At 58.9% G+C, this 25,808-nt stretch carries 14 protein-coding genes; 6 read left to right on the forward strand and 8 right to left on the reverse strand.

The features are described from left to right. The first annotated feature begins 115 nt into the window (after positions 1–115). The gene (locus CAUR_RS19510; protein WP_012259551.1) at positions 116–3,247 is read left to right on the forward strand and encodes a hypothetical protein; all 3,132 of its coding nucleotides are present in this window, start codon (positions 116–118) and stop codon (positions 3,245–3,247) included. A gap of 549 nt (positions 3,248–3,796) precedes the next feature. On the opposite strand, the gene CAUR_RS19515 is transcribed toward CAUR_RS19510, so the two are convergent. Then, positions 3,797–3,940, reverse strand: a complete 144-nt coding sequence (locus tag CAUR_RS19515) for a hypothetical protein (RefSeq protein ID WP_162015904.1) — start codon at positions 3,938–3,940, stop codon at positions 3,797–3,799. A gap of 95 nt (positions 3,941–4,035) precedes the next feature. Here CAUR_RS19515 and CAUR_RS19520 point away from each other — a divergent pair, with 95 nt between their 5' ends. Then, entirely contained in the window at positions 4,036–4,317 is a 282-nt protein-coding gene (locus tag CAUR_RS19520) for a hypothetical protein (RefSeq protein ID WP_162015823.1), read from the forward strand. A 1,329-nt stretch (positions 4,318–5,646) separates the two neighbouring features. On the opposite strand, the gene CAUR_RS19525 is transcribed toward CAUR_RS19520, so the two are convergent. Both CAUR_RS19525 and CAUR_RS19530 read right to left on the reverse strand, forming a co-directional pair. Beyond that, positions 5,647–6,963 (reverse strand): ABC transporter ATP-binding protein, encoded by a 1,317-nt coding sequence (locus tag CAUR_RS19525; protein ID WP_012259552.1) that lies wholly within the window; start codon positions 6,961–6,963, stop codon positions 5,647–5,649. 84 nt (positions 6,964–7,047) lie between these two features. After that, positions 7,048–8,760: an ABC transporter permease gene (locus CAUR_RS19530; RefSeq protein ID WP_012259553.1), complete on the reverse strand. Its 1,713-nt coding sequence runs from the start codon at positions 8,758–8,760 to the stop codon at positions 7,048–7,050. A gap of 142 nt (positions 8,761–8,902) precedes the next feature. Here CAUR_RS19530 and CAUR_RS19535 point away from each other — a divergent pair, with 142 nt between their 5' ends. Continuing rightward, positions 8,903–9,709 (forward strand): IS5 family transposase, encoded by an 807-nt coding sequence (locus tag CAUR_RS19535; protein WP_012259554.1) that lies wholly within the window; start codon positions 8,903–8,905, stop codon positions 9,707–9,709. A 6-nt stretch (positions 9,710–9,715) separates the two neighbouring features. Here the strand turns inward: CAUR_RS19535 and mgtE are convergent, their stop codons facing one another. After that, positions 9,716–11,071, reverse strand: a complete 1,356-nt coding sequence (gene mgtE, locus CAUR_RS19540) for a magnesium transporter (protein ID WP_012259555.1) — start codon at positions 11,069–11,071, stop codon at positions 9,716–9,718. 557 nt (positions 11,072–11,628) lie between these two features. Here mgtE and CAUR_RS19545 point away from each other — a divergent pair. Further along, positions 11,629–12,312, forward strand: a complete 684-nt coding sequence (locus tag CAUR_RS19545; protein ID WP_012259556.1) for a hypothetical protein — start codon at positions 11,629–11,631, stop codon at positions 12,310–12,312. A gap of 31 nt (positions 12,313–12,343) precedes the next feature. Here CAUR_RS19545 and odhB read toward each other — a convergent pair whose 3' ends face one another. The 3 genes from odhB to CAUR_RS19560 form a co-directional block, all read right to left on the reverse strand. Next, a complete protein-coding gene (gene odhB / locus CAUR_RS19550) occupies positions 12,344–13,690 on the reverse strand; it encodes a 2-oxoglutarate dehydrogenase complex dihydrolipoyllysine-residue succinyltransferase (RefSeq protein WP_012259557.1) in 1,347 nt (448 codons plus the stop codon). Between the two features lie 37 nt (positions 13,691–13,727). Next, a complete protein-coding gene (locus tag CAUR_RS19555) occupies positions 13,728–16,550 on the reverse strand; it encodes a 2-oxoglutarate dehydrogenase E1 component (RefSeq protein ID WP_012259558.1) in 2,823 nt (940 codons plus the stop codon). Positions 16,551–16,816: 266 nt separating this feature from the next. Beyond that, on the reverse strand, positions 16,817–16,966 hold the full coding sequence (locus CAUR_RS19560) for a hypothetical protein (RefSeq protein WP_157866497.1): 150 nt from the start codon (positions 16,964–16,966) through the stop codon (positions 16,817–16,819). Positions 16,967–18,401: 1,435 nt separating this feature from the next. Between CAUR_RS19560 and CAUR_RS19565 the strand changes: the two genes are divergently transcribed. Beyond that, positions 18,402–22,067, forward strand: coding sequence for an SCO7613 C-terminal domain-containing membrane protein (locus CAUR_RS19565; RefSeq protein ID WP_012259559.1), 3,666 nt, complete (start codon positions 18,402–18,404; stop codon positions 22,065–22,067). A gap of 353 nt (positions 22,068–22,420) precedes the next feature. On the opposite strand, the gene gap is transcribed toward CAUR_RS19565, so the two are convergent. Beyond that, positions 22,421–23,446 carry a type I glyceraldehyde-3-phosphate dehydrogenase gene (gap, locus tag CAUR_RS19570; RefSeq protein WP_012259560.1) on the reverse strand — a complete coding sequence of 342 codons (1,026 nt, stop codon included), beginning with the start codon at positions 23,444–23,446 and terminating at the stop codon, positions 22,421–22,423. A 1,540-nt stretch (positions 23,447–24,986) separates the two neighbouring features. Here gap and CAUR_RS19575 point away from each other — a divergent pair. Further along, entirely contained in the window at positions 24,987–25,601 is a 615-nt protein-coding gene (locus CAUR_RS19575; RefSeq protein ID WP_012259561.1) for a CvpA family protein, read from the forward strand. Positions 25,602–25,808 lie beyond the last annotated feature (207 nt).

Raw genomic sequence — 25,808 nt, forward strand, 5'->3', positions numbered from 1 at the left:
ACTCATCAGCCTTCAGCTCAGGCCCTGCCTCTCATCCTTCGCCCCCATCAACCCATTCGTCGCCATCGCTACGCTGTGCTATAATCGCGCCCGGCACTGATTGCCGGGAAGCGCTATGGAACACATTGTTGTCGGGATTCTGCTGTTACCGCTGATTATATACGTACCGGGGTGGGCATTCACCCAGGCTCTGCTCGCCTCTGATCGGCTCGACGGCCTGGAACTGCATCTTGAACGCTGTCTGATCAGCGCCCTCTGGAGTGGCTGGCTGGCCCTGCTGTTGGGGAGCCTGGGTATCTTCTCGCTCTGGCTCCATCTGGGCCTCACCCTGATCGTCACCGCGCTCCTCTTCTGGTGGGCATTCCGCCGCGCTCGCCGGGTGACAGCCCCGCTTGCCACCTCCACCGCGCTGGTCTGGTTCGCGACCCTGCTGCTACTCACCCTGCTGGTAGCCCGTCCCTTCGAGGTGATTCTGGGCGTGCGCGACGCTGGCGTCTACGCGGTCACCGGCTTTGCCATGGCCCGCACCGGCAGCATTGTCCAGACCGATGCCGTCGTGGCTGAACTGGGTCAGGCGGCGCAGAGCACCGATCCGGCGATCCGCGAACCGGCAGCCCAGGCCATCAGCAACTTCATGATTGCCCAGGCCCGTGATCGCTACATCGCGTCACGCCTGCGCGCCGCCGGCTTTCTGATCAACGAAGGCGATCTGGCCCAGGGGCGGATTGTGCCGCAAGGGTTTCACCTCTTTCCGGCCTGGATCGGGTTGCTGACCGCTGCCGGCGGGCCGCTCTTCGGCCTCTTTGCCACCGGCCTCCTCGGCATGCTCGGCGTGTGGAGCGTCGGCATGATCGGTCGCCGGCTCGCCGGGCCGTGGGTGGGCTGGCTGGGTATGGTCTTCCTCGGCCTGAATGCGGTGCAGGTCTGGTTTGCCCGCTACTCAACCGCCGAAACCACGGCGCAGATGCTGACCTGGGGCGGACTGTACCTGTTCGCCAAATACCACGACCGCGGTCTCTCCCCTGCGACGCGGATCGTGTACGCTGCGCTGGCCGGGATTGCGTTTGGGCAGGTTGCGCTGGCGCGCATTGATTTCTTCTTGCTGGCGCCGGCCATGCTCTACCTGGGCTACTGCTGGCTAAGCCGCCGCTGGCAACCCGAACAGACGGCACTCGCACTGGGGATGCTGGCGATGCTGGCACACGCCGCGCTGCACATCATCTTCATCGCCCGCGCCTATTTCTTCGATACCGGCTTTGCCCGTTTTCAGGATTTTGCCCTCACCTCGCTCATCGCGCTGCCGTTTCTCTCGCCGGCGGTGCGCGAAGCCTACTTCACCTCGAAGTTCAGCTCGCTCGATGAGCCATGGCGCATCTGGCTGGAGCTGGCGGTGATTGCCGTGCTGGTGGTCGGGCTGATTGTAGTCCGTCGTCGTGGGCTAATCAATGCGATTGAGCGCCGGATTGTCACGCACCGCCAACGCTGGCAGCGCGGCATCGCCATCGCACTGCTGCTCCTCGTCGGCTGGGCCTACCTGATCCGCCCCCAAATCATCGATGCCGACCTGCTCTTCAACACCCGCGGCGGCTGGAACGACCCGCTGACCCGCGATCCGGCGCTGGTCGCCGGCGACGTGCGCAGCGGCGTTATGACACCCACCGAAGCCCGCCTGCAAGCCGGCGTTGTCCTGCAGGGGCGACCCTGGGAAGCCGAACCCGATCTGGCGGCAACCGCAGCGCTACGTGCTGAACTGGCGGCGAGTCGCGGGCCGTGGCAAGGGCCATTCTCGAACCAGACCCTGAACTGGTTACGGCTGCAAGGGTACGTTGGCGCCCCCATCCGCTTGCCGCTGGTACTGTACTACCAGGAATACAGCTCAATGAACTGGTGGCAACGTCTGCTGGCCGATCCGTCCACCTTCACCAGCGAACCGGCCCCGGTACAGGCGAAGGAACTGATCCCACTGGCCGGACTGGTGCGCGTCGGCTGGTACCTCTCACCGCTCGGCGTCATCCTGGCCGGCATCGGCTTTGCCCTCTGGTGGTGGCGCGGCCTGACCGCGGCCAGTTGGCTCATGCTCACCGTTGGCTTCCTCGGCAGCTTCTTCTACCTGCGCCAGACCTACGGCACCTCCGAACAGACCTACATCTACATTCTGCGCCGGTTCGTACCGATTGCCTACCCGATCTTCGCCCTGAGCGCCGCGTATACCCTGGCCGCCCTGGCCGGCGCGTGGCAAATCCGCCCAACCGCCAACCGCTGGCGCCAGGGAATCGCGGCTGGCTGTGCCGGTCTGCTGATTCTGTTTTTAGGATGGACAGGCCGTTACTACTTTGCCCACACCGAATATGCCGGCGCCCTCGGCCAGGTAGCGGCTATAGCCCGTCACTTCACCCCAGAGAGCGATATTGTCCTCTTGCGCGGTGGTGCCCCGGTCTACAGTGACTCACGCGACATCCCCGACCTCCTGGCGACACCACTCCGCTTCGCGCACGGCATCAACGCCTTTACCGTCAAGAGCGTAGCGACCGCTCCCTACGCCGACCTGCTCGCCGAGCAGATCAGACACTGGCAGGCCGATGGCCGTACCGTCTACCTGATGCTCAGTGCCAGTGGCGGCAACCTGGCCTTTCCCGGCTTCCGGCTAACCCCAATCGCCGGCGTAGAGCTTAACCTGGCCGAATTCGAGCAACTCACCGACCAGAAACCACAAAACGTCTCGCGCCTGACCTTACCGTTCACCATCTACCGCCTCGACCCGACCACCGAACCGCTGGTAGCAACCGATCAGCCACCGCTGATCACAACCGCCTTCGCCGCCCAGGTCATTGGCTTCTATCGCCCCGAACAGCACAGCGACGGCTGGACGTACAGTTGGAGCAACGGCGAAGCGATCATCCGCCTGCCCTGGTCGGCCACCACAACCCAAACCATCGCCCTCGAAGCAGCGAGCGGCCTCCGCCCACCCCATCTCGGCCCGGCCACCCTCTGCATCAGCGCCCAGATCGAAGCGACCCTCTGGCCAACGACTGCCACCCCGCTCGTTGAACTGGGCTGCCACACCATCGGACAACAACCGACCACCATCCGCTTCACCCTCGACCCGGCGCAACTACCACCGGCAGCGAGCGGCGCCCTCCTGCTCCACCTCACCGGCCCGGCCTGGATACCGGCAGCCGAAGACCCGCGCCAGAACGACCAGCGCGTCCTGCACGTGCAAATCAGCCGACTATGGGTTGAAGAGTAAGGAGTTCAAAACAGATCACGCCCTCACCCCCGGCCCCTCTCCCGCGCAGTGCGCGGGAGAGGGGAGAGACACGTCACACCCCAACCGCCCCCATTGGTGGCAAGAGTTCACCCTCACCTCCTCCCCCCAGCGGGGATACCCTCTTCTCTCCTCCCCCCAGCGGGGATACCCTCTTCTCTCCTCCCCCCAGCGGGGGCCACACCCTCGTCTCCTCCCCCCAGCGGGGGGAGGCCGGGAGGGGGGCCGGAATTGCAGTGCGCGACCAACAGTATGGAGCACGCCTGTCTTCCTCCCCCGCTCCTCTCCCGTGGGGGAGAGGAGCGGGGGCAGGGGGGTGAGGTGAGGGGGCCGGAATTGCGGTACGCGATAACCAGTATGGAGCACGCCCATCTCTCCTCCCCGCCAGTTGGAGACACACCCCCACCCTAACCCGCCCCCGCTGGGGGCGGGAATAGACCCTCACCTCCTCCCCCCAGCGGGGATACACTCATATCTCCTCCCCCCAGCGGGGCTATGCATTACCCACAACTTATGTCAACCACGTGTGTATCAGCAGGTATGATCGCCATGGATGCTGTTGTGGGCGACTGGCCCGGTGATAGCGCGCAGCTCCAGCCGTGCCGGCGCGTGCTGGATTGATTGCCTTGCCCGCTCGTCATGCGCGTGTCGCGCAGTTTGGAGTGCGGCAGCCATGCTGCCGCGCCAGCCGTGCTCGCGATCACGTGGAGGTCGCAGCGGTTACCCCGCAGCTCTGCGCACAGTGGGATCACGTTTCAGTGGAGATACCGTTGCCGACCACCATTACCCGTGGCGCGCAGTTTGGCGTGCGGCAGCCATGCTGCCGCGCCAGCCGTGCTCACGATCCGGCGCGTGGTGGAGCGGTGCCCCGGATGGTCATAGCACGAACAAATAGCTGTATCTCGTTCCCATTCCGCACACCGGCAGGAATACCGCTTCCAGCCCGGATTGCCCTCGTATGGCGTGCGGCAGCCATGCTGCCGCGCCAGCCGCGCTCACCATCCGGCGCGTGGTGGAGCGGTGCCCCGGATGGTCATAGCACGAACAAATAGCTGTATCTCGTTCCCATTCCGCACACCGGCAAGGATACCGCTTCCAGCCCGGATTGCCCTCGTATGGCGTGCGGCAGCCATGCTGCCGCGCCAGCCGTGCTCACGATCCGGCGCGGATTGCAGCGGACTCCCGTGCCGGTCCCTGATGATGGGGATGGCTGAACGCAGGCTGACCGCCTGCCCCACAGCGTGCTGGTGCCGGTAGTGTGGAGGGGCGGGTTCGGTAGGGGCGGGTTCTCAACCCGCCCCTACGGACGGTACCTGTACCGTTCACCTGACTATCCACGGGATGTGGGGGATGAGGGAGATCACCCTGTCACGCCGGTCGTGATCACAGACCCGGCGCACGGCATTGCCGCTGCACCCGCCGGGGTGGATACGGTTGTCCGGCGGCGTTACCCGTGGCGCGACGTGTGGTGCGCGGCAGCGTGTCTGCCACAGCAGCCGCGCTCTCGATCCGACGCGGATTGCAGCGGACGCCCGTGCCGGTATGTGACTCTGATGATGGAGATGGCTGAACGCAGGCTAACCGCCTGCCCCACAGCGTGCTGGTGCCGGTGGTATGTAGGGGCGGGTTCGGTAGGGGCGGGTTGAGAACCCGCCCCTACGGACGGTACCTGTACCGTTCACCTGACCATCCACGGGATGTGGGGGACGGGAATGTCTTGCATCGCGTGCAATGGATAGTTGTTCAGAGGTGATCGCAGCCGCTACGCTCCCCGCTCCCGCGCAGCGCTATGCCTTACCCATACCCAGGTTGTTAACCGCTTCGCTCATCAGTCGAACCTATCTCATTGTGCGCGATCCTGTGCACTATCGCGTCACCCTGTTGTAGCGTGGGTCTTACGTCACGAACGGAAAGCGGATGATAGCAGCGAAAGTAGCCGTTGGATCAGACCATGGGGAAGACGTCCAGCCTGCGCACCAGCGGCCACGGCCAGCACCTGCCGGCGGTGGAGGGGATACCTGCACGCAGGCCGGAAGCCTGCGCCACAGGGAGCGCTTGGATCCCGACCTAACGCAGCGCGACATGTGGGTAATGCATAGCCCCAGCGGAGATACGCTCTTGTCTCCTCCCCCCAGCGGGGATACACTCATATCTCCTCCCCCCAGCGGGGGGAGGCCGGGAGGGGGGCCGGGATTGCGGTGCGCGACCACCAGTATGGAGCACGCCCACCATCCTCCCCCGCTCCTCTCCCACGAGGGAGAGGAGCGGGGGCAGGGGGGTGAGGTGAGGGGGGCCGGGATTGCGGTGCACGGGAGTCATCAGGAGCAAACCCATCTCCACTCTCCCCTACACCCTACACCCTATCTTCTCTCTCCTATCTCCTAACCAGCCACCGTACCCACCGGCGCCTCCAGAAAGAAGCGACCTTCCGCATCGTCATACGCGAACAGCTCGGCATAGCGTCCCCACTCCAGCGCAATATCGAGCTGACGTTCAGCCTCGGCGCGGGGAAATTCACGCTCCAGCGCAGCCAGAAACACCTCCCACCGTAGCGATTGATTATCGGCTGCGGTCAACATTCGCATCATCCAGCGGAAGAACGGTAATCGCCGCAGGCGAGAAGCAAAAATCTCTTTGCGGGATTGGATACTGGCTTCAGCAAATGCCTCACCGAGTGGGGTTAAAATCAGATCACCGCTCTCCACCCGTGCAAAACCGAGTAACTCGGCGGCCTCGATCAATGGCAAGAGCTGATCAAGATCAAGCCCTAGCTCATCCTGTAAGTGAACGATTGGATCACGCTCTACATCAGACGCATTCGCCTGCTCGATCAGGCCGGCCAGCGCTGTAACACTGGCCATAGGAAGCAGTCGAGTCTGCCCGCTCTGACCAGGCTCAGTACCGTACTCGACCGCCTCCGGTTGAGTTTGCCCGGCCAGCACAGCATAAACCCGTGCTACCAGTGCGGCAAATGCCTCTGATTTGCGATCCCGTGGGTGTGGCAGATTAATCGGAATTTCAGTAATAACCCGACCCGGATTCTTATCCATGACCACAATGCGGTCAGCCATAAACACGGCCTCTTCGATGTTATGGCTCACCATCAACACGGCCCGAATATGAAGCTTACCGCTTGTCCACAACTCCAACACTTCGCCGCGCAATGTCTCGGCGCTTAACACATCAAGCGCGCTAAATGGTTCATCCAGACACAAGAGTTCTGGATCGACAGCCAGCGCACGGGCAATACCGACCTTCTGCCGCATACCTCCCGACAACTCACGCGGATAAGCTTGCTCGAAGCCGTCGAGACCAACCAGGTCGATTAGCTCAATCGCACGTTTCTGCGCTTCATCATAAGTAACACCCCGTGCTTGCAGGGCGACTGCAACGTTCTCCTGCACCGTTAGCCACGGAAAAAGGGCAAAGGTTTGAAATACAATCGTCGCGTGCGGATTGACCCCGTGAAGTGCCTGTCCGCGATAACGAACCAGACCCTCAGAGGGGCGATTGAGACCGGTAATAATGCGCAGCAACGTGCTCTTCCCGCAACCCGACGGACCGAGCAAAGCAACAAACTCACCATCACCGATAGTCAGATTCACATCCTGAATGGCGGTAAACTGCCGGTCCTTGCCGCCATAGCGCTGCGTCACGCGCAGCACTTCCACCAGGGGCTGCAATTGTGTCTGCTGCATCGTTTTACTCCTATTCCAGACGATATCGATCTTTCTACTCTCCGTTGGTTCCTCCTCCACTATAACTGCTGCATCGTTTTACTCCTATTCCAGACGATATCGATCTTCGGCCAGCCGATACAGTCGCCGCCAGACCAGACGATTGATGGTTACCACAGTGATAATCATCGTAAGGGTTGCGGCAAATAGCTTTGCAAAATCGCCAGCGTCGGTAGCGGCAGCAATCGTTGATCCGATCCCAATAGTCTGATATGTTTGCTGATTGAATACCACGTACTCAGCGACAATGCTGGCGTTCCAGGCCCCACCGCTTGCCGTAATAAGACCGGTGATCAGATACGGAAAGAGACCGGGCAAAATCAACGTCCGCCAGCGGCGCCATCCGTGCAACTGCAACAAATCACTGGTGAAACGTAAATCCTGTGGAATGGCATTGACGCCGGCAATGACATTGAACAGGATGTACCACTGTGTACCGAGCATCATCAAAGCGATGGCAGCCAGATTGAGGCCACCTGGAAACTCCAACAAAGCCAAAACCAACACTGGAAAGAGTGCAGTTGCCGGAATCGAAGCCAGAATCTGTACCACCGGCTGTAAGACTGCCGCAATCTTTTGGCGTGTGCCAATCAACACCCCCAACGGCACTGTCCAGAGCAACGCAATGCACATCGCTACACTAACCCGCCCGAAGGTAGCTGCCACCCCTAGCAAAATCTCTCCCCACTGGGTAAGCGAAACACTGAACAGAAATCGACTGCCATTCAACAAGCCCCATCCCGTAAGAACAATAATGACGGCCAGGGCAATCCAGCCAAACAATGAACGCCGTCGTTCCCCGGTTGGCACATCATCAGCCGGATGCTGACCGAGCCACCGTCCCAGAAGGTCGTTTAGCCAGCGGAGTCTTCTACCAATCCATGCAACCAGCATCGAGCGTTGCCACAGATCGTAGAACCACGACGTTGAGTCTTCCTCGCGCTCAACGAACTCAAGCCGAAACCGACGAGACCAGACAAGCAACGGTCGCCAGACGAGTTGATCCAGCACAACGATCACAACTGCCAGGCTGAACAAGCCCCAGCCAATTGCACCCAGATCACCGGTATCAGCCGCGGTCTGCAAAAAAGCACCTAAGCCCGGCAACCGAAAATCACGCTCGCCAAGGGTAAATATCTCGGCTGCCATCAGGAAGAACCAACCCCCGGCCCAGCTCATCATACTGTTCCAGACCAGCGTCGGCGCACCGAACGGAAATTCGAGCGTGATGAAACGCTGCCACCACGAGAAACGAAAGATGCTGCTCGCTTCGCGCAGCTCTTTGGGGATTGTGGTCAGCGACTGATACCAGGCAAACGTCATATTCCAGACCTGGCTGGTGAAGATCAGGACAACCGCCGTCAGCTCGACGGCGAACGCCTGTGGCAAAATGGCACTTAAACCCAGCAACACAACCGGCAAGAACGACAAGATCGGCACACTCTGCAAGACATCGAGCAGCGGGATTAAAATCCGCTCTGCCCGTGGATTGTAAGCGGCAATATAGCCGTAAACCAACGTGAAGATGAATGACAGCATATAGGCCATCGCCATTCGGCCCACTGAATACAACGCATAAAACGGTAATGCCGTCAGACTGAGAGATATTTCTGGCCCACGGATAGTTTCGGGTGCACTGCTGGCGACACCGCCTGCCAAACCGATCAGACCGATCAGTACGAGCAGAAGCCACAAATCGGCTTGGGTGAATACTGCACGTGTCGGTGGTTCGGGAGTAAAGGTGCGCAATTTGAACATACCACGTCTCACTTTCACAAGTTAGCAGAGTCTGTTTGATGAGAAGGCGAAGACAATACTTTCGCCTGTCCCATAGGAAGGTCCGGATAAGCGCTTAGAGCCTGTTATGGACTTTTCGGTTCTGCTCGTATATCATGACGCTATGACACGAACAGCCTATCCCAGTGATGTTTCCGATGAAGTGTGGGCGTTTGTCGCGCCCTCTGTGACGCTGATGGACGAAGAAGCGCCGCAGCGGAACTATCCCCTGCGCGACGTCTCCAACGGGCTGCGCTCCATGCTGCGCACGGGTGCGCCATGGCGGATGCTGCCCACCGACGTGCCGCCGTGGCCCGTGGTGGATCACCAGACCCAGCGCTGGCTGACGGCGGGCGTGGTTGCGCAGATGGTGCATGACGTGCGGATGCTGCTGCGCGAAATTACCGACCGCACGCCCCAGCCCCGTGCCGTCATTGTGGATAGCCGGACGCTCCCGTCGACGCCGGAACGCGGGGGACGTGCTGGCGACGATGGACACAAGCGGCGGAACGGCGCGACGGTGCATCTGGCCGTGGCTACGCTGGGGCACCTGCTGGCGGTGGTGGTCACGCCAGCCAACGACCACGACCAGGCGCAGGTGGCGGCGCTGGCGCAGCGCATGCAGGAGATACCTGGCGACACGGTGGAAGTGGCCGTCGTTGACCAGGGCTACACTGGTGAGCAACCGGCAGCCGAGGCCGCCGCCCACGGCAGTCGCCTGGCGGTGGTCACGCTGCCGACCGCCAAACGGGGCTTTGTCTTGCTGCCGCGGCGCTGGGTGGTCGAGCGCAGGTGCGCCTGGATGACGCGCTGCCGTCGCTTGGTGCGCGACTACGACCGTGTGGCAGAGACGCTGGCCGGCTTGCATGTCGTTGCCTTTGCCATCTTGTTGGCCCATCGGTTTGTCGCTCTCATGGTTCAACGTTCATAACAGGCTCTAGCTTGTTAGTCCCAGCAACCAGGTCGCCAGCGAGAAATAGATCAACACCCCACCAATATCCGAGAGCGAGGTCACCAATGGACCGCTGGCCGTCGCCGGATCAAGCCCCAGCCGGCGCAACAGGAATGGCAACGACATCCCAATCAAACTACCCATCAGCACCAGCACCATCATCGTCAGCGAAACCACGCTGGCGACGTGCCAGCCAACCCGAATCACACCTAGTAAACCGACCGCCAGCGCCATCGCACTCCCCAACAACAGCGCGACCAGCAACTCTTTTGCCAGCAAACGCCACCAGTCGCCTGAATCGATGTCACCGGTCGCCAGCGCACGCACCGTCAGCGTTGCCGACTGCGAACCGGCATTACCGGCGCTACCGATCAGCAGTGGCAGGAAGAAGACCAGGGCCACGACTGCGGCAATTGTCTCTTCAAACGCAGCAATCGCCGCCCCAGAAAAGACATTCACAAAGACCAGGGCGACCAGCCAGGGCACGCGCTTGCGGACAAGTTCAAAGATCGGGGTCTCCAGATAGCTGCCACGCAGCGGCTCAATAGCGGCACTGCGATAGAAGTCTTCAGTGACCTCCTCCTCGGCAACGTCAATCAGGTCGTCAAAGGTTACGATCCCAACCAGTACCCCATCTGAGTCAACGACCGGCAAAGCCGGCAAGCTGTAGCGCCGCAACGCCTCAACTGCCCGTTCACGATCATCAAATGCCGACAACACAACATAGCTCTCGTCCATCAGACTACGCACCGTCTGTGTCGGCTCGGCCAGAATAAAACGACGCAACTCAATCGCATCGAGCAGCCGCCACTTCTCATCGGTCACATAAATCACATCAATTGTTTCGCTATCGCGTCCACGTACCCGGATATGGTCGAGGGCACGGGCAATCGTCCAACCCGGACGCACCGCGACATAATCGGGGGTCATCAGACGCCCGACGCTCTCTTCAGGATAACCGAGTAACTGACGGGCTTCTTTGAGATCGTGTGGGCTGAGCAGATTGAGTAACTTTTGCGTTACCTGGCCGGGAAGCTCTTCAAACAATTGCGTGCGATCATCGGGGCTGAGATTCGCCAGCAGTAAGCGCGTCTCCTCCAGACTCAGACTGGTCAACAACTCGTATTGATCGTCATGCTCAAGGTAGGAGAAGACTTCACCGGCTAACGCACGTGGTAAAACGCGAAACACCAGCATGCGCTCGGCGGCAGACAGCTCGCGGAGCAGATCGGCAATCTCCGGCGCCGGCCAGCGCGAAAGTTGCTCGCGCAGATCGAGCCAGCGCTGTTCGGCAATCAATGCCTTAACCTCATCGAGGCGGGGAGTTGGGAATGTGGTCATTGTCACCCCCTGTGCTTTCTGGCAGCGGCACAGGAGGTAACGACATTCAGTACACAAAAAGCCCCGGTAAGCTCAACCTCACCGGGGCAGATCGTTATGATCAGACCAAACGTCTACTCATATCGACACCGTGAGCCGATGAGGCCGGTGCAGGTATTGATTGTCATTACCATACTGTGCCGCTGACGAGAATGACTACTATCCATAGCGGTTCCGTTCCTCATCGTGTCTAAACGTTGCCAACAGGCTTCACTACTATACGCCGGAGACGCTGATTTGTCAATCTTGCGCACATTGGTAAGTCATTTTCTGGCAGTGAGCGAGTCTGTCCGTAAATTTGTTATTAAGAAAGTGTTAAGACATTTGAAGAAAGTTTAACTGACAATCTCCAGAAAAATATCTTCAAGAACAAGTTATTTAACCAAAAGATGTAAAGATTTTCTATCAAAAAGATTAAGAAAATGTTACCCCAAAATCCGCTCTGAAGCCGTATCCTGAATCCCATCACTAACGACGATTCTCCATAGTACCTGTCAAACGAAAGGGTGAGGTTGAACATGAAGCTGTTACATATGGAGAACCGGATCGAGCGTAAGGTTGTTGCCAGTCTACGCCTTCAATGGCAGCGCAACCGTTACCTTCTCGGCAGTGCAGCGCTGATCGTTGCATGCTGCGTAACAGTGGTATGGCTCGCAGCACGTCTCTGGCATATTGATCCGATTATTCTGTTACGCGATGTCTACATCGTTGTTGGTGCAGAGCCGTATGCAGGACTGATGTCAAACATTGGCTTATTGGGCTGGTGTGTGGCAGCGACTGTCTGGAGTATAACCGTCTATCTGTTACATCCGCACCGTGCTGACCCCCGCTATGGGTTAGCCATCAGTGCAGGGGTGATCACCGCGATTTTGTTGATTGATGATGGCTGGATGTTGCACGAATACCTCTTACCTCAGTTAACCGGACTTAGCGAGAAGGTGTTTCTGGCCGGTTATGCCCTCCTGGCAATCACGTTTGCCGGCTATGCCCTGCCTCGTATGTTGCAAACCGACTACCTGCTGGCAGGTATCGCTGCTGGCTGTCTGGCCGCTTCGTACCTGATTGACATAGTGCTCCCGTTTACCCCTCGCCACACGCTATACGAGGATGTCGCCAAATTGAGCGGTATTATCTTCTGGGCGGCTTACGCGCTGAGTGTCTTTCGGGAGGTTGCGAAAACACAACGGGGGCGACTCGCGTAGCCGCCCCCGTTCCTCTTGATGGTTGGATTAGCTACCCTTCCAGCAGCAACGCCTCTGGGTCTTCAATCAGCTCTTTCACTTTCACCAGGAAGCGCACTGCTGTGCTGCCATCGATCAAGCGATGGTCGTAGCTCAGCGCAACGTACATCATCGGGCGAATGACGATCTGCCCGCCGACGACGACCGGACGCTCTTCGATTTTGTGCATGCCCAGAATGCCTACTTGCGGGGCATTGAGAATCGGCGTGCTCATGAGCGAACCGTAGACACCGCCATTCGTGATCGTGAATGTGCCCCCCTGAAGTTCGGCCAGACTCAACGTTCCTTCCCGTGCCTTCTTCGCCAGTTGGGCGATTTCGCGCTCGATCTGTGCGAAGGTCTTACGGTCGGCATCGCGCACAACCGGCACCACCAGCCCCTCGTCAACACCAACGGCGATGCCGATGTCGTAGTAGTACTTGATGACGACCTCTTCGCCCTGAATCTCGGCATTTACCATCGGAAAAGCTTTGAGCGCTCCGACCACGGCTTTGGTGAAGAAGGACATAAAGCCCAAACCAACCCCATGCCGCTCTTTGAACGAGTCCTTGTGACGGGCGCGCAACGCCATCACCGCGCTCATATCCACTTCGTTGAAGGTGGTAAGCATCGCTGCGGTGTGCTGCGCTTCCACCAGCCGGCGAGCGATGGTTAAACGGCGCCGACTCAGGCGCTGGCGTTCTTCACGACGGTCACCATTCGTACTGACTACTGCCGGGGCTGCAGGTGGCGTTGGCCGTGGGGCCGGTGCTGGTGGTGGCGGCGCAACCGGAGCTGGCGCAGGTGACGGCTGAGCGGGCTGTGGGCGCTCTACCACAGCCGGGGTCGGATGGCTGACGTGGACCCGCGCTTCATCCGCTTTAGCGGTTGCTTCACTCGGCCCGGTACCCGACACCAGCCGCATAACATCTTCTTTAGTAATGCGCCCGCCGGGGCCGGTGCCGGGAACTGTGCGCAAATCGATAGCGTGTTCGGCAGCCATGCGCTGGGCAACCGGTGTCGCCAGCACTTCATTGACCGCAGTAGCAGCTACCGGTTCAGCGACAGGGGCCGCTACCGTTGTTGTACTGGCTGCCGCCACCGGTGCTTCTTTAGGCAATGCCCCGGCTTCAATCGTACCCAGCAGATCGCCAATACCAACCGTAGTCCCTTCTGGACATGCGATGCTGGTCAGAATCCCGCTCTGATCGGCGGCTACTTCGAGATTAACCTTATCGGTCTCCAATTCAACTACCGGTTCACCAACCGCAACCGGTTCACCTTCACGCTTAAGCCAGCGTGCTACCGTCGCCTCAACAATCGACTCACCGAGTGACGGTACGCGAATTTCGTATGCCATGCCCTAACCTACCTCACTCATCAGTAACGCACATACCTTAGCGCGTCATCGTTTCTCGTCCTTGCAATGCCGGTACAGGAGACTCCGGCAGATCAGCTACCGCCTCGCGTAAGATACGAGCCTGTTCACGCACGTGAATGCTATGCAACCCTTCTGCCGGACTGGCCGACTCGGCACGTCCGACATAGCGGAGTGTAACCCCTTCGGGTAAGAGCTGTTGTAAGCGGGGCCAGACAAAGCTCCAGGCTCCCATATTCTGCGGCTCCTCTTGCAACCAGACCACCTCTTGCAGGTTCGGATAGCGCTGCATGGCCATCCGCAACTCTTCGGCAGGGAAGGGATAGAGTAGCTCAAGCCGCAGCACATCAACCCGGCCAGCAGTCTTTTCCCATTCGGCACTGGAGAGCAGATCAATCGCTACCTTCCCCGAACACAGGATGAGGCGCGTGACCCCTTCTGGCGCTGGCGCCTCTGCCCCCAGACCAAGCACCGGCTGGAAGCGATGGTCGGTGAGATCGCGCAACGACGAACTACTGCGTGGATGGCGCAGCAGGCTCTTGGGCGTCAGGATAATCAATGGCTTGGGGTCGGCATACAGCGATGCCGCCTGGTAACGGAGCAGATGGAAGTATTGCGCCGCAGTCGTACAATTCGCGACGCGAATATTGTCATTGGCTGCCAACTGCAAAAATCGCTCCAGACGTGCGCTTGAGTGTTCCGGGCCTTGCCCTTCATAACCGTGCGGCAGCAGCATCACCAGCGATGGGTTCTGCCCCCACTTGGCGTGCCCACTGACGATAAACTGATCGATGATCACCTGAGCGCCGTTAGCAAAATCGCCAAACTGCGCTTCCCACAACACCAGCGTGTCGGGCGCGTGACAACTGTAGCCGTACTCAAAACCCAATACCGACGCCTCGGAAAGCGGACTGTTGTAGACGGCAAATGAGGCGCGGGCTTGCGGAATGTGGTGCAGTGGAATGAAACGCTCGCCGGTCACCACATCGTGCAAGACAGCATGGCGATGGCTAAATGTACCCCGTTCGCTGTCCTGCCCGGTCAACCGGATGGGCGTGCCATCGGCGAGGATACTGGCAAACGCCAACGCCTCGGCGTGGCCCCAATCGATACCGCTTTCCTCAAAGATAGCCTGTCGGCGCCGTTGCAGGGTGCGTTCGAGCTTGGGATGAACCGTAAAGCCTTCAGGCCGATCTAACAATGCCTCGTTCAGCTCGATCAGCGTTTTCGCCGAAACCGGGCGGGCAAAGATCGGTGGACGACGCAGCGGTTGGACGGGCGGCGGTGGTGCAGGTGGCAACGACGCTGCCAGACGCTGACGTTCACGCACCTTCTCAAATGCCTGCTGGAGCCGATTCATTACCGCATCGACGCGAGCCTGGGCTTCCTCGCGGGTGATGATCCCGCGCCGTTCCAGCTCGCGCGCCCAAATCTCGCGCACCGTCGGATGATTGCGAATTCGCTCGTACATCTTGGGTTGGGTAAACTCCGGCTCATCACCCTCGTTGTGGCCCCACCGCCGATAACCTACCAGATCGATGAGGAAATCTTTCTGGAACTTCTCACGGTATGCTGAAGCCATCCGGGCCGCAGCAATACAGGCTTCAACATCATCAGCATTGACATGCACGACCGGAATTTCCAGACCACGCGCCAGATCGCTGGCGTAGAGGGTCGAACGCGAGTCGTTGCTGTCGGTCGTAAACCCAATCTGATTGTTGATGATAATGTGAATCGTTCCGCCGGTATGATACCCCTTCAACCGCGAGAGGTTCAGCGTCTCAGCGACAATACCCTGACCGGGGAAAGCAGCATCACCGTGGATCAGAATCGCCAGCGACTCCTTCTCGTCCTCTTCCGGGAAGCCAGGCCGATTACGGTGCTCTTGCGCAGCACGGGCGCGACCTTCGACCACCGGATTGATAAATTCGAGATGACTTGGATTGGGTGCCAGCGTAATCGGCATCTCGGCAATCCCGCTCTCGCGGTAGGCTTTGCGGGCACCGAGATGATACTTCACATCACCTGTCCAGCCTTCATAGGTATCTTTGGTATAGTCGGGCGAATGAAATTCGGTCAAGATCATCGAATAGGGCTTACCGAGAATATGCGCGAGAACGTTCAGACGACCGCGATGCGCCATCCCAATAACAACCTCTTTGGTACCATTGACCGCAGCATTCCGAATGATGGCGTCGATCATCGGGATCAGCATGTCGCAGCCTTCAATCGAGAACCGCTTTTGACCGGGGAATGTCTTGTGTAGAAAGCGCTCAAAACACTCAACTTCCGTCAGCCGGTCGAGTAGTTCGCGCTGACGGTCTGCATCAAGCCCGCCGAAGAAACGGCGATCCTCGGCCGCCTCACGAATCCAGGCACGTTCAAGGTAATCCTGAATCTGATCGGTCTCGTAGCCAATCGAACCGGAATAGGCCTGTCGCAGACGTTCTACACCTTCGGCAGCATTGCGTACCTGAGTAGCAATCGGCCCCCGGACGATGTGTGCCGGTAGTGCAGCCAGATCGGCCTGCGTCACCCCGTGTGTTGCCAGCTCCAGACCGGGATCACCGGGTGGATCACTGCCGAGCGGATCAATCCGTGCTGCCAGATGCCCCAATTCACGGATGTAGCGGATCAATCGCGCTGCACCAACAATCCGCGTCACATCCAACGGCGGTTGGCCGGCCTCGCCAGCCGGCGCCGCACTGTCGCTGGGCGGCGCCCATTGCGCAAAAAAGGCCCGGGTTGCCTCATCGACCGAATTGGGATCGGCGCAATAACGCTCGTACAATTCGATCAGATAGCCGGCATTTGGGCCATAGAAGCCGTTCCATTCATTCATGCTTCGCCCGCTCCTTTACCTGGATAAGGGTTGTCAGTTATTTGTTCATATTATCACAAACAATAACAGCGCAGTAACAACGCTGTTACGCTGCCTTTATTGTACCACGTTGACTGCACGGCGTTTCCAGGCAAAACGCCACCGGGTACTGTTTTTTGACCCACAAACCGCCAGTCTGGGATGGGGACGAAAAAGAATGATGGGTGAAGGCATTTCCTTCACCCACCATCAACTTCCAGCCAGAAACCGTCTCCGCGCACCTGCTCCTACATCGCAGTAATTGCGTTGCAGGCTGCTGCAATTGCAACCATTGCGCCACAGGTGATCAGAACTGCAATCGTTTGTGCAAGCCGGTATGGCATCTCAAATCGGGATGCCCGTTGCTTCACCGAAATGACTCGCTCTTGCTGCATCATTGCCTCACTATACACTTATTCTTGATAGCCATGTACTTTGAAGATAAATGGTTGATACTGTGTCTAACCAGGGGTGATGCTCACTTTATGCCGGGAAGATTCACCCGATTTGGAATGGTAACCGGGTTCTGGTGTTGCCATTGCTGCATTGCGCAGGGCAATTGTATGCTACGAGGAGTACGAAACCAACAAGCCCCCACCCTACTCCGCCCCCGCCGGGCTATGCATTCATAACTCGGATATTGCATAGCTCGCGTGCCGGAGCGGGTCGGGGGCGTGATGACGGGCGTGCTCCCCAGCCGGGAGCTGGGAGCGCGCGCCTCCGGCGCGCATGGTGCCGGTACCATTGCTGGAGGAAGGAAACGAGAGCAAGCTCCCGCCCCTGGCGGCATTCACGGACGGCCAGGGTAGATGATCGAACACAACATCTACCCTATCAGGAAGCCCTGGATCAAACGTCTGCCCTCCCCTCTCCCACCCCCAGCGGCTATGCATTACCCATACCTGGTGTCAACCACGTGCGTATCAGCGGGGATGATCACCCTAGGTGCTGTTGTGGGCGACTGGCCCGGTGGCAGTGCGCCGCTCCAGCCGTGCCAACACGTGCTGAATGGGTTGTCTTACGCGCCCATTATGCGCGTGTCGCGCAGTTTGGAGTGCGGCAGCCATGCTGCCGCGCCAGCCGTGCTTGCGATCACGGGCGGGTGGCAGCGGTTGCTGTGCGGGCCACGGGAACGACGGGTGTGCAGCGCATATCTGGCTGGTTTGACCATCCGCACTATCACATTTTGACCAAAACGGTACCTCATCGCCGGAAACCCTGGGCAACAGCGCAAGGTGTCGGTCGCGGGCGTGGCGCAGGCGAGAAGCCTGCACACCAACGGCCACGGCAACACCTGCCGGCGGTGGCGAGGATGCTTGCACGCAGGCTGGAAGCCTGCACCACGGGGAGCCGCCACGGGGAGCGCGTGCAGCCCGGCCTAACGCAGCGTGACATGTGGGTAATGCATAGCCCTCTGGGGGCGGGAACCAGCGACGCCGGATTGATCCTGCTGGCGCGGGTTGATACAGGGGAGGCGAGACCGGCGCGCCGGAGGCGCGCGCGCCCAGTCCATACCGACACGCCCCCACCCTACTCCGCACCCGCTGGGGGCGGGAACCAGTATGGCCGAATGGCACCCGCTGGCGTGGGTTGGTGCAGGGGATGCGAGACCGGCGCGCCGGAGGCGTGCGCGCCCAGTCCATACCGACACGCCCCCTCCCTACCCCGCCCCCGCTGGGGGCGGGAATCGGCTGACTCCCGCTGGCACGGCCATCATTCGTCGCTGCCGGAAATGAAAAAAATGGCGCATATTTTTTACCGAATTGTTAATCAGAAGCTGCTATGATTAGCCAAAATACCATTGTTCGGGATAGCGTCGGAGTAGCCTTGTCTATGGAAGCTCTTGTCATCTTGGTTTGTCTGATTCCGATTATCTTCTTTGTCGGGGTGATTGGTTTTGTGATCGGACGGGCAACAGCTCGTCGTGGCGATCCGCGTCGTCAGTTCGCCGACCTGGTTCGCTTCTGGGAGCAATCGCACCAGATTGATCGCGCAACTGCTGAACACCTGCTTGCCTTGTTACGCTCGCAACCTGGTGACACCGCAGTAGCCATACCAGAAGTCCGGCCAGCACCATCGCCAGGTGTGCCTGCGCTGGCCCCGGTACCGACAGCGCCCCAGGCTGTTGCCTCGCAACCGGGCAGCGCAGCACCACCGGTTACGCCGACGCAACCGCCTCTCGCTTATGAGTATGGGGTGGTAAGCCCCGCCGCAGTAACGCCACTCACTCCCGGCACACAAGCCCAACCATTGCATGAAGGGCAGGCTGCTTCGTCAAGTCTTCCCGCAACCTCGTCGGCGGCGCCGGTTGCCTCAGAACGCCAACCGGACGATGCCCAAGCCGTGCCGCCACTTCTGGCTGCCTTGCTCTCGATGGGTGCCCGCCGCACGCTGTTGATCATCGGTACCTTCCTGGTGATGATCTCCAGCCTGGTGCTGGTGATCTTCAACTGGAACCGCTTCCCTGCCATCGTTCAGGTCGCATTTTTGAGCGCGTTCACCGGTGGTTTGTGGGGGGCAGGCCATTGGATGCAGCAAAAGACAACCCTGACCACGGCAGGTCGCAATTTGCAATCGGTAGCGATGCTGATGGTGCCGGTAGTGGTGTTTTCGTTTACGCGACCCGGTTTATTCAATCTTGAGGGTTCTCTCGCGCTCCTGGTCACAAGTACGCTGAGTTTCCTTGTGTATACGATTGGCGCATGGCGCAGCCAGCGACTCTTCTACAGTCTGGCGGCCAGTACTGCTGCCTGTGCAGTGTTGATCAGTAGCTTCTGGTGGTGGTCGGTACCGGCAAGCTGGCAACCGGTCTGGTCTTTTGTGTTGTCAGGAATTGCGCTCGTTACCACCAGACTTCTCGATGATCATCACCGCTCAAGGCTGGCGCTGGGACCGCGGATCATCAAAATCGCTGTACCACCATTGGCCCTTGCGACTAGCATGGGTATCTTCCTGGTCAATCCAATCCCGGCTGAGGCGACTACAACCATCATCGTGACGCTGCTCAGTGCTGCTTTCGCGGTAGCGTTGGCGTGGCTCGACAGGCAGCCGCTCTGGCTGTGGGCAACGGCAATCCTGATCCCCATGGCGGCAATGGTGGGTGTGGTTCACGCCGACGATGCACTGATGTGGATCAATCTGAGCTTCGCCGGTTTAACGCTGATCTATCCGCTGCTGGCAGTAATTGCTGAGCGGCGCGATCCGGCATACTCCAGACCATTTCTGGCCCTGATCCTTTTTCTGGCCATTGTCGCCGCTGTGAGTGCGACCGACTGGATTGCGATTCGGCGCAGCTATCCAATCCTGATTGCCGCTACGCTTCTGATCATCGGTCTACTAGAGGTTCGCCGCCTGACGCTCCTTCAACCCTGGCGCAACGAGGTGGGTGGTAGTTTACTGGCGGTACAGCTCGGTTTGCTGGCAATCTGGCCTGGTGCGTTTGTCGAAACCTGGGAGCTGCGGGCGCTGATTGTCATGGTTGTCGGTGCAGTGGCTTTTATCGTCAGTGCCATTCCCATCAGAGGTTTCCTCTCGTATGCACCGCCGATCTGGTGCTATGGCGGCGCATTCCTGGTGGCAGTCGGTGCCGGATGGAGTAGCTGGTTTAATGCCGATCTGCGTCTGCCCACGCTCGCAGTCGCGACCGCCCTCTACGGCTGGCGGGCTATCATCAACCGTGAACATGTCTGGGCGTTTATGACGGTTACCACCGGGCTGGTATTGAGTGGCGTGATCCTGGATCGCGTTGGATGGCTGGCGAATACCGATCACTATCTGTTGGCGAGTGTATTGTTCGCAGGTGGTCTGAGTATCGGTGGAAGTATTCTCAACAAATACGCTGTTCGCTACAATTATTGGGCGCCATCAGCGCTGATCTGGGCAGGAGTGCTGGGGAGTATTGGTTCAATCCTCTTTCTGAGTGCATTTCTCAGCCCAACCCACGCCGCAGTGTATGCCGCCCTGATCGGGAGCGCAACTATTGCCGTCCTGAGTGTGATATATCGTAACTGGCGCTTCGGCTATCCCATCGCGTTGCTTCTAGCCGGCGCGTGGGCAATGGCGATAGCCAGCAATCTGATCACCTGGAACGGGAGCTGGCACACGCTGTCGGTGCTATTACTCGCCCTTGCCGTCGGTTATGGCCTGATCACACTCGTACTGCGTGGCTGGTCGCCGTTTGATCGACCGTATGCCCAATCTGCGCTTGGCGTCGCATTACTGGCACCACTACCGGCAATCTTCGAGCTGAACGCCTTTATCTTCCTGCCCCTACCTGCCTCACTGTTGCCGAATCTGGCCCTGACGGCTGCCGGTTCAGCCGTGATGATTGCAATCGGCGCATTTATATATCGGCGCTGGCGATTAACGAGTCTGACGCAGATTCAGCTTTTGATTGCCCTGGGCAGCACTATTCACTGGTTGAGCGCCGAAAACAGCACGGTAACCGGTTGGAGTCTGCTAGTTACGGCGAGCATTATCATGCTGAGTAGCGCGGCTGTTCGCCGCCAATTCTCAGATGCCCCGGTCAACCACATCACTGCCGATAGTTATGTCATCAGTAGCACGGTCATGCTAGTGGCACTGGCATTTCTGTTCGATGGTGTCATTGGTCAGCTTAGTCTGCCGCTGCTGCTGGTCGCGATAACTATCGGCATCGTCGCCTGGCTTGAGCAGAGCCGCCTTGTTGCTGGTCTCAATCTGATAGCACTGGTGGGGAGTCTCCTCACTGCACTATCGCTAACACCGCTCACCCTCGCGTGGCAGGCAGCCTGGTTTGTGCTTCTGCTTGTTCCATTACTGCTGGTGGGCTGGTTAGCACCACGGTTAGCCAGTACGGCCATCTGGCAACAACCATCGCTCTGGATTCCGCTGGCTGCGGCTGGATTGGTTGGGTTGCTGGCCCTGGTCGATCTGCGGGCCAGTGTTGTGGCACTGGTGAACGGTGGTGTTTTGCTTGTGACGGCTACGCTGCGGGAACGGAACAGTTTGTACGCTTACCTGGCCGGCGCCCTGTTTGTTGCGGCCAGCCTCGGTCAGTTTCTGGTGTGGGAATTGCGTGAGCTGCAACTGTACGTTGTGCCGGTGGGGGTCTACCTCTTCGGGCTGGCAGCCGGTATTCGGCGATTTCAACGCCAGATTCAGGTGGCACGACTGGTAGACAGTGCAGCCGTCTGTTTGCTGCTCGGCGCAACCTTTATCCAGGCTGCCGGATCGGTGAGCAATATTGGCTACATTATGTTGTTTGGTCTGGAGTCGCTGCTGGTCGCAACCTACGGCACCCTTGCCCGTTTGCGGGCGCCATTTATTGGCGGTGTAGCCGGTTTTGTGATTGGTGTGCTCTGGATGGCCGCCAATGCAGCGAGGATGCTCAACCAGTGGCTCTTGTTAGGTGCGCTAGGGGTGTTGATGCTGCTGGCCTACGTGATTCTTGAGCGGCAGCAAGATCAACTGCGTCGTTTTGGCCGCGATCTGGTTGTGCGCCTGCAACAGTGGCAATAGTATCAAATCTTGAGTGCCACGGTGCCTGACAGCCCGTTACCGGATATGCGGTGAATCGTGACGATCCATCTCCTCCGCACTGTGGTTGTCACCTGCATGATATGGATAGGCAGGTAGGGGGCGTGGGGGCGGGTTCTGTAGAGGCGGGTTCGGTTGGGGCGGGTTCTGTAGAGGCGGGTTCTGTAGAGGCGGGTTTAGAACCCGCCCCTACTCATTGCCATGCAAGGGATGCGGCGAACGGGTATGCCTTGAATCGCGTGACGCGCATTGTATTCTTCAGATTTGAACTAACATAAACGGCAGGGACTGGCAATTGAGCAGTCCCTGCCGTGTTGTGTCACCGCGTGAACACTCTACTCGAAGCGGTCTGCCACCAGTGCGGTCAGATCGGCGACCCGCACCGAATAGCCCCACTCGTTGTCGTACCAGGCCACGATCTTGAAGAAATCGTCGCCCATGCTCATTGTGAGCGGTAAATCGACTACACTGCTGTAGGTGGTACCGATGAAGTCGGTGCTAACCAGCGGATCGTGGCTCACGCCGAGAATGCCCTCAAGCTCTTCGCTCTCGCTGGCTTCGATGAAGGCCTGGTTAATCTCCTCGACCGAGGTCTTGGTGCTCAGCAGCACCGAGAAGTCAACCATCGACACCGTCGGCGTCGGCACGCGCACGGCATAACCGTGGAACTTGCCTTTCAATTCGGGAATAACCAGCGCCACCGCCTTCGCGGCACCAGTGGTCGTTGGCACCATGTTGATAGCCGCAGCCCGCGCCCGGCGCAAATCCTTGTGTACGTTATCCTGCAAGTTTTGATCCATCGTGTACGAGTGGATGGTCGTCATCAGACCACGCTCGATCCCGAAGCGATCATTGAGCACCTTCGCTACCGGTGCCAGACAGTTGGTTGTGCAGGATGCATTCGAGATGATGTGATGCTTCTCGTGATCGTATTTCGCGTCGTTCACACCCAGACAGATGGTGATGTCCTCACCTTTCGCCGGTGCCGTAATGATCACTTTCTTCGCACCCGCCGCGAGGTGAGCCTTGGCCTTTTCCGCATCGGTGAAACGGCCGGTCGACTCGATCACGATGTCAACCCCCAGCTCCTTCCAGGGCAATGCTGCCGGGTCGCGCTCGGCCAGCGTCAACAACTCGTAGCGAATATCGTCCTGCTCTACCACAATCGCCTTCTCGGTCACCGTTACTTCGCCATCGAAGGCACCATAGGTCGAATCGTAGCGCAGAAGATGGGCCAGCGTTTGCGCGTCGGTCAGGTCGTTGATAGCGACGATCTCGAACTCTTCGGGGTAATACTCCAGCATTGCCTTGAAGCTCTGGCGTCCGATCCGGCCGAAACCGTTGATAGCGACGCGAACCATGTAAGCCTCCTTAAATGCTCAAACAAAGGTGCTCAGGCCAGCGGGCCGTGAGCCGCAATGGCATGACCTGTTGCCATTGACTGACGCGGTCATTATAGCATCTTTGCACGTCTGCTCGCATACAGATTTCTTGCCCACCAGGTAGAGAATTGTTCACATTGAAACGATTGGACGGCAGATACGAGTATGTTCGCTTCGGGCAAGACATTACTCGCGATGCCAGAACCTGTTTCAAAAAACGTCTACGAGAAGGTATCTCATTCATTCCTGACCGACTCTGATTGTAACGAGCACATCCAGCATCCCCGTGACCACTATGCATTACCCATACCTCACGTTGCTCCCTTTGTCACCACAGAGACACGGAAGACACAGAGGATGGGGATAGCCCTGATTGCTACGGTGAGTCGTGAGATAGCACGTCTGTGAGAACTGGCTGCCCCCCACATTGTGCATGCGATTACACCATCCGGTGGTAAAGGTAACCTCGTGCTGTGCATCCTGACCGTCAGCACCTCTGGCCTGCTCACCGTATCGGTGGCAACGTGAGTGACCTATAACGGTATCGTTGCCATCTGTGTTGCTCATCAGGGCGTATTGTAGCCTGTGCTCCTCTGGTCATCACCGCACGGCACCAGCGCGGTCATGATGCCGGACGAGCGCGTCGGGGCACGGCATGCCGTGCCCCTCCGGGCGTATCACCGCACGGCACCAGCGCAGTCGTGATGCCGGAGGTGTCCAGTTCATTCGCCCATCACACTAGAGCGCACCAACGGAACCTGGATGGTGACCGCAGTGACGGACAGTGGCGTCGGGCCGAGCCGAACAGGGCCGGACGTTTTCCCGCTGGGTGCGCATCCCCGTCGTGGGCGCTGCTGCACCCTGATCAGACATTACCGGGTGCCAGCCGGCTAGGATTGTCGTCCTGTGGATGGCGGCAGCATCCCGCACCGGCAGTGGTAGGGGCGCACGGCCAGGACATCTCTGGTGGCACGTGACACGACCGATGCATCACACCGGCTACTGTGTGACATGTGGGTAATGCATCCCCGTGACCAGGAGGGTTCACGGCATGCCACGCGCCGGATCGCGAGCATGGCTGTCGCACGCCAAACGTCGCGACACGCGCATGATGCGCGGGTAAGGCAACTCATCTAGCGCGTGATAGCACAGCCGGAGCTGTTCGCTGCCAACGGGCCAGGAGGAGGTAATCACACCATGACCAGGCGGGAGTGGGAATTGTGCCGATGGTGTGGGTCAGGTGGAAATCAATGGCAGGCTGCTGTGCAAGCCGGAGGCTCACGCTCCCAAGGATAACCTATCTGTCTCACCTGCACCAGCTTGCGGTCGCTATGTCAAGCGGACGAAAGACGTGCTTCTGATCTGATCAGGCGCTGTGTGCTGCCACCAGAATTTGATCAGTCCTTCGTTCATTCTGGTGCAGCGACTGAGCCATCATTCAATGACAAGGTTTTGGCATTTTGCATCTGAATTGCTACAATATGTAGTATACACATGACGTTAGCAAAGGAGTGACGGTATGAGGAGTCTGTTCATCGATGGGGGGGCGATAGTAATTCTACTTCTGTTTGTCATAGCAGGATTTCGGCGGGGGGCATGGCCGAGTGGGTTTGTGTTACTCGGCACGCTTATCGGTACCGTGCTGGTCGACCTCTGGCGTGATGGGGTTGTGCATCTGCTAACGCCGATAGACCTGGCTTCCGGCTTGCCTCTCTTTCTGGCTCTGAGCGGTCTCCTGCTGATCGCGATAGTGGTTGGCTACGGGGTTGACACGATTTTTGAGCTTGGCCTGGAAAATGCTGCCGAGTGGTCGCATCGACTAATCGGTGCAGCGATTGGTCTGGTGAATGCAGCCCTGGTCATCACATACCTTGCCCGCTATGCCGGTGCCGCCTGGCCTGATCCGGCTACTACGGCATGGTTGACAACAACGACTGTTGTGCCACTGGTGATCAACCTGCTCCCCTGGGGTATGCTGGCTCTGACACTGATCGGTCTGTTGATCTTGTTGCTACGCTTTCTGCATGCGATTCATACCGAACGCGAATTAGATGCCGATAGATTACCACCGCAGGAAGCAACTCTGCGGGTATTGGAGCGGATCGATCAGGCGCTTGGTCACCGGCGTCGCTGATGCAGATGCCTGAACTGAAACGTTAACCAGCACATACTGTCAGAACCGAGCCTTATCAATCGGGGAGCAGAGGAGTGTATCAATTATGCTTCCTTTTCAGTTTTTAGCCCGATAGTGTTCCACGTCAATGGAGAAAGAGAGGAGAACGTATTGCATGCATCAATGTACATCGTTTAGGTGTACCACCAGCGAACATGGATCGTTCAG

Origin of the sequence: Chloroflexus aurantiacus J-10-fl (genome assembly GCF_000018865.1) — a bacterium.
GTDB lineage: Bacteria > Chloroflexota > Chloroflexia > Chloroflexales > Chloroflexaceae > Chloroflexus > Chloroflexus aurantiacus.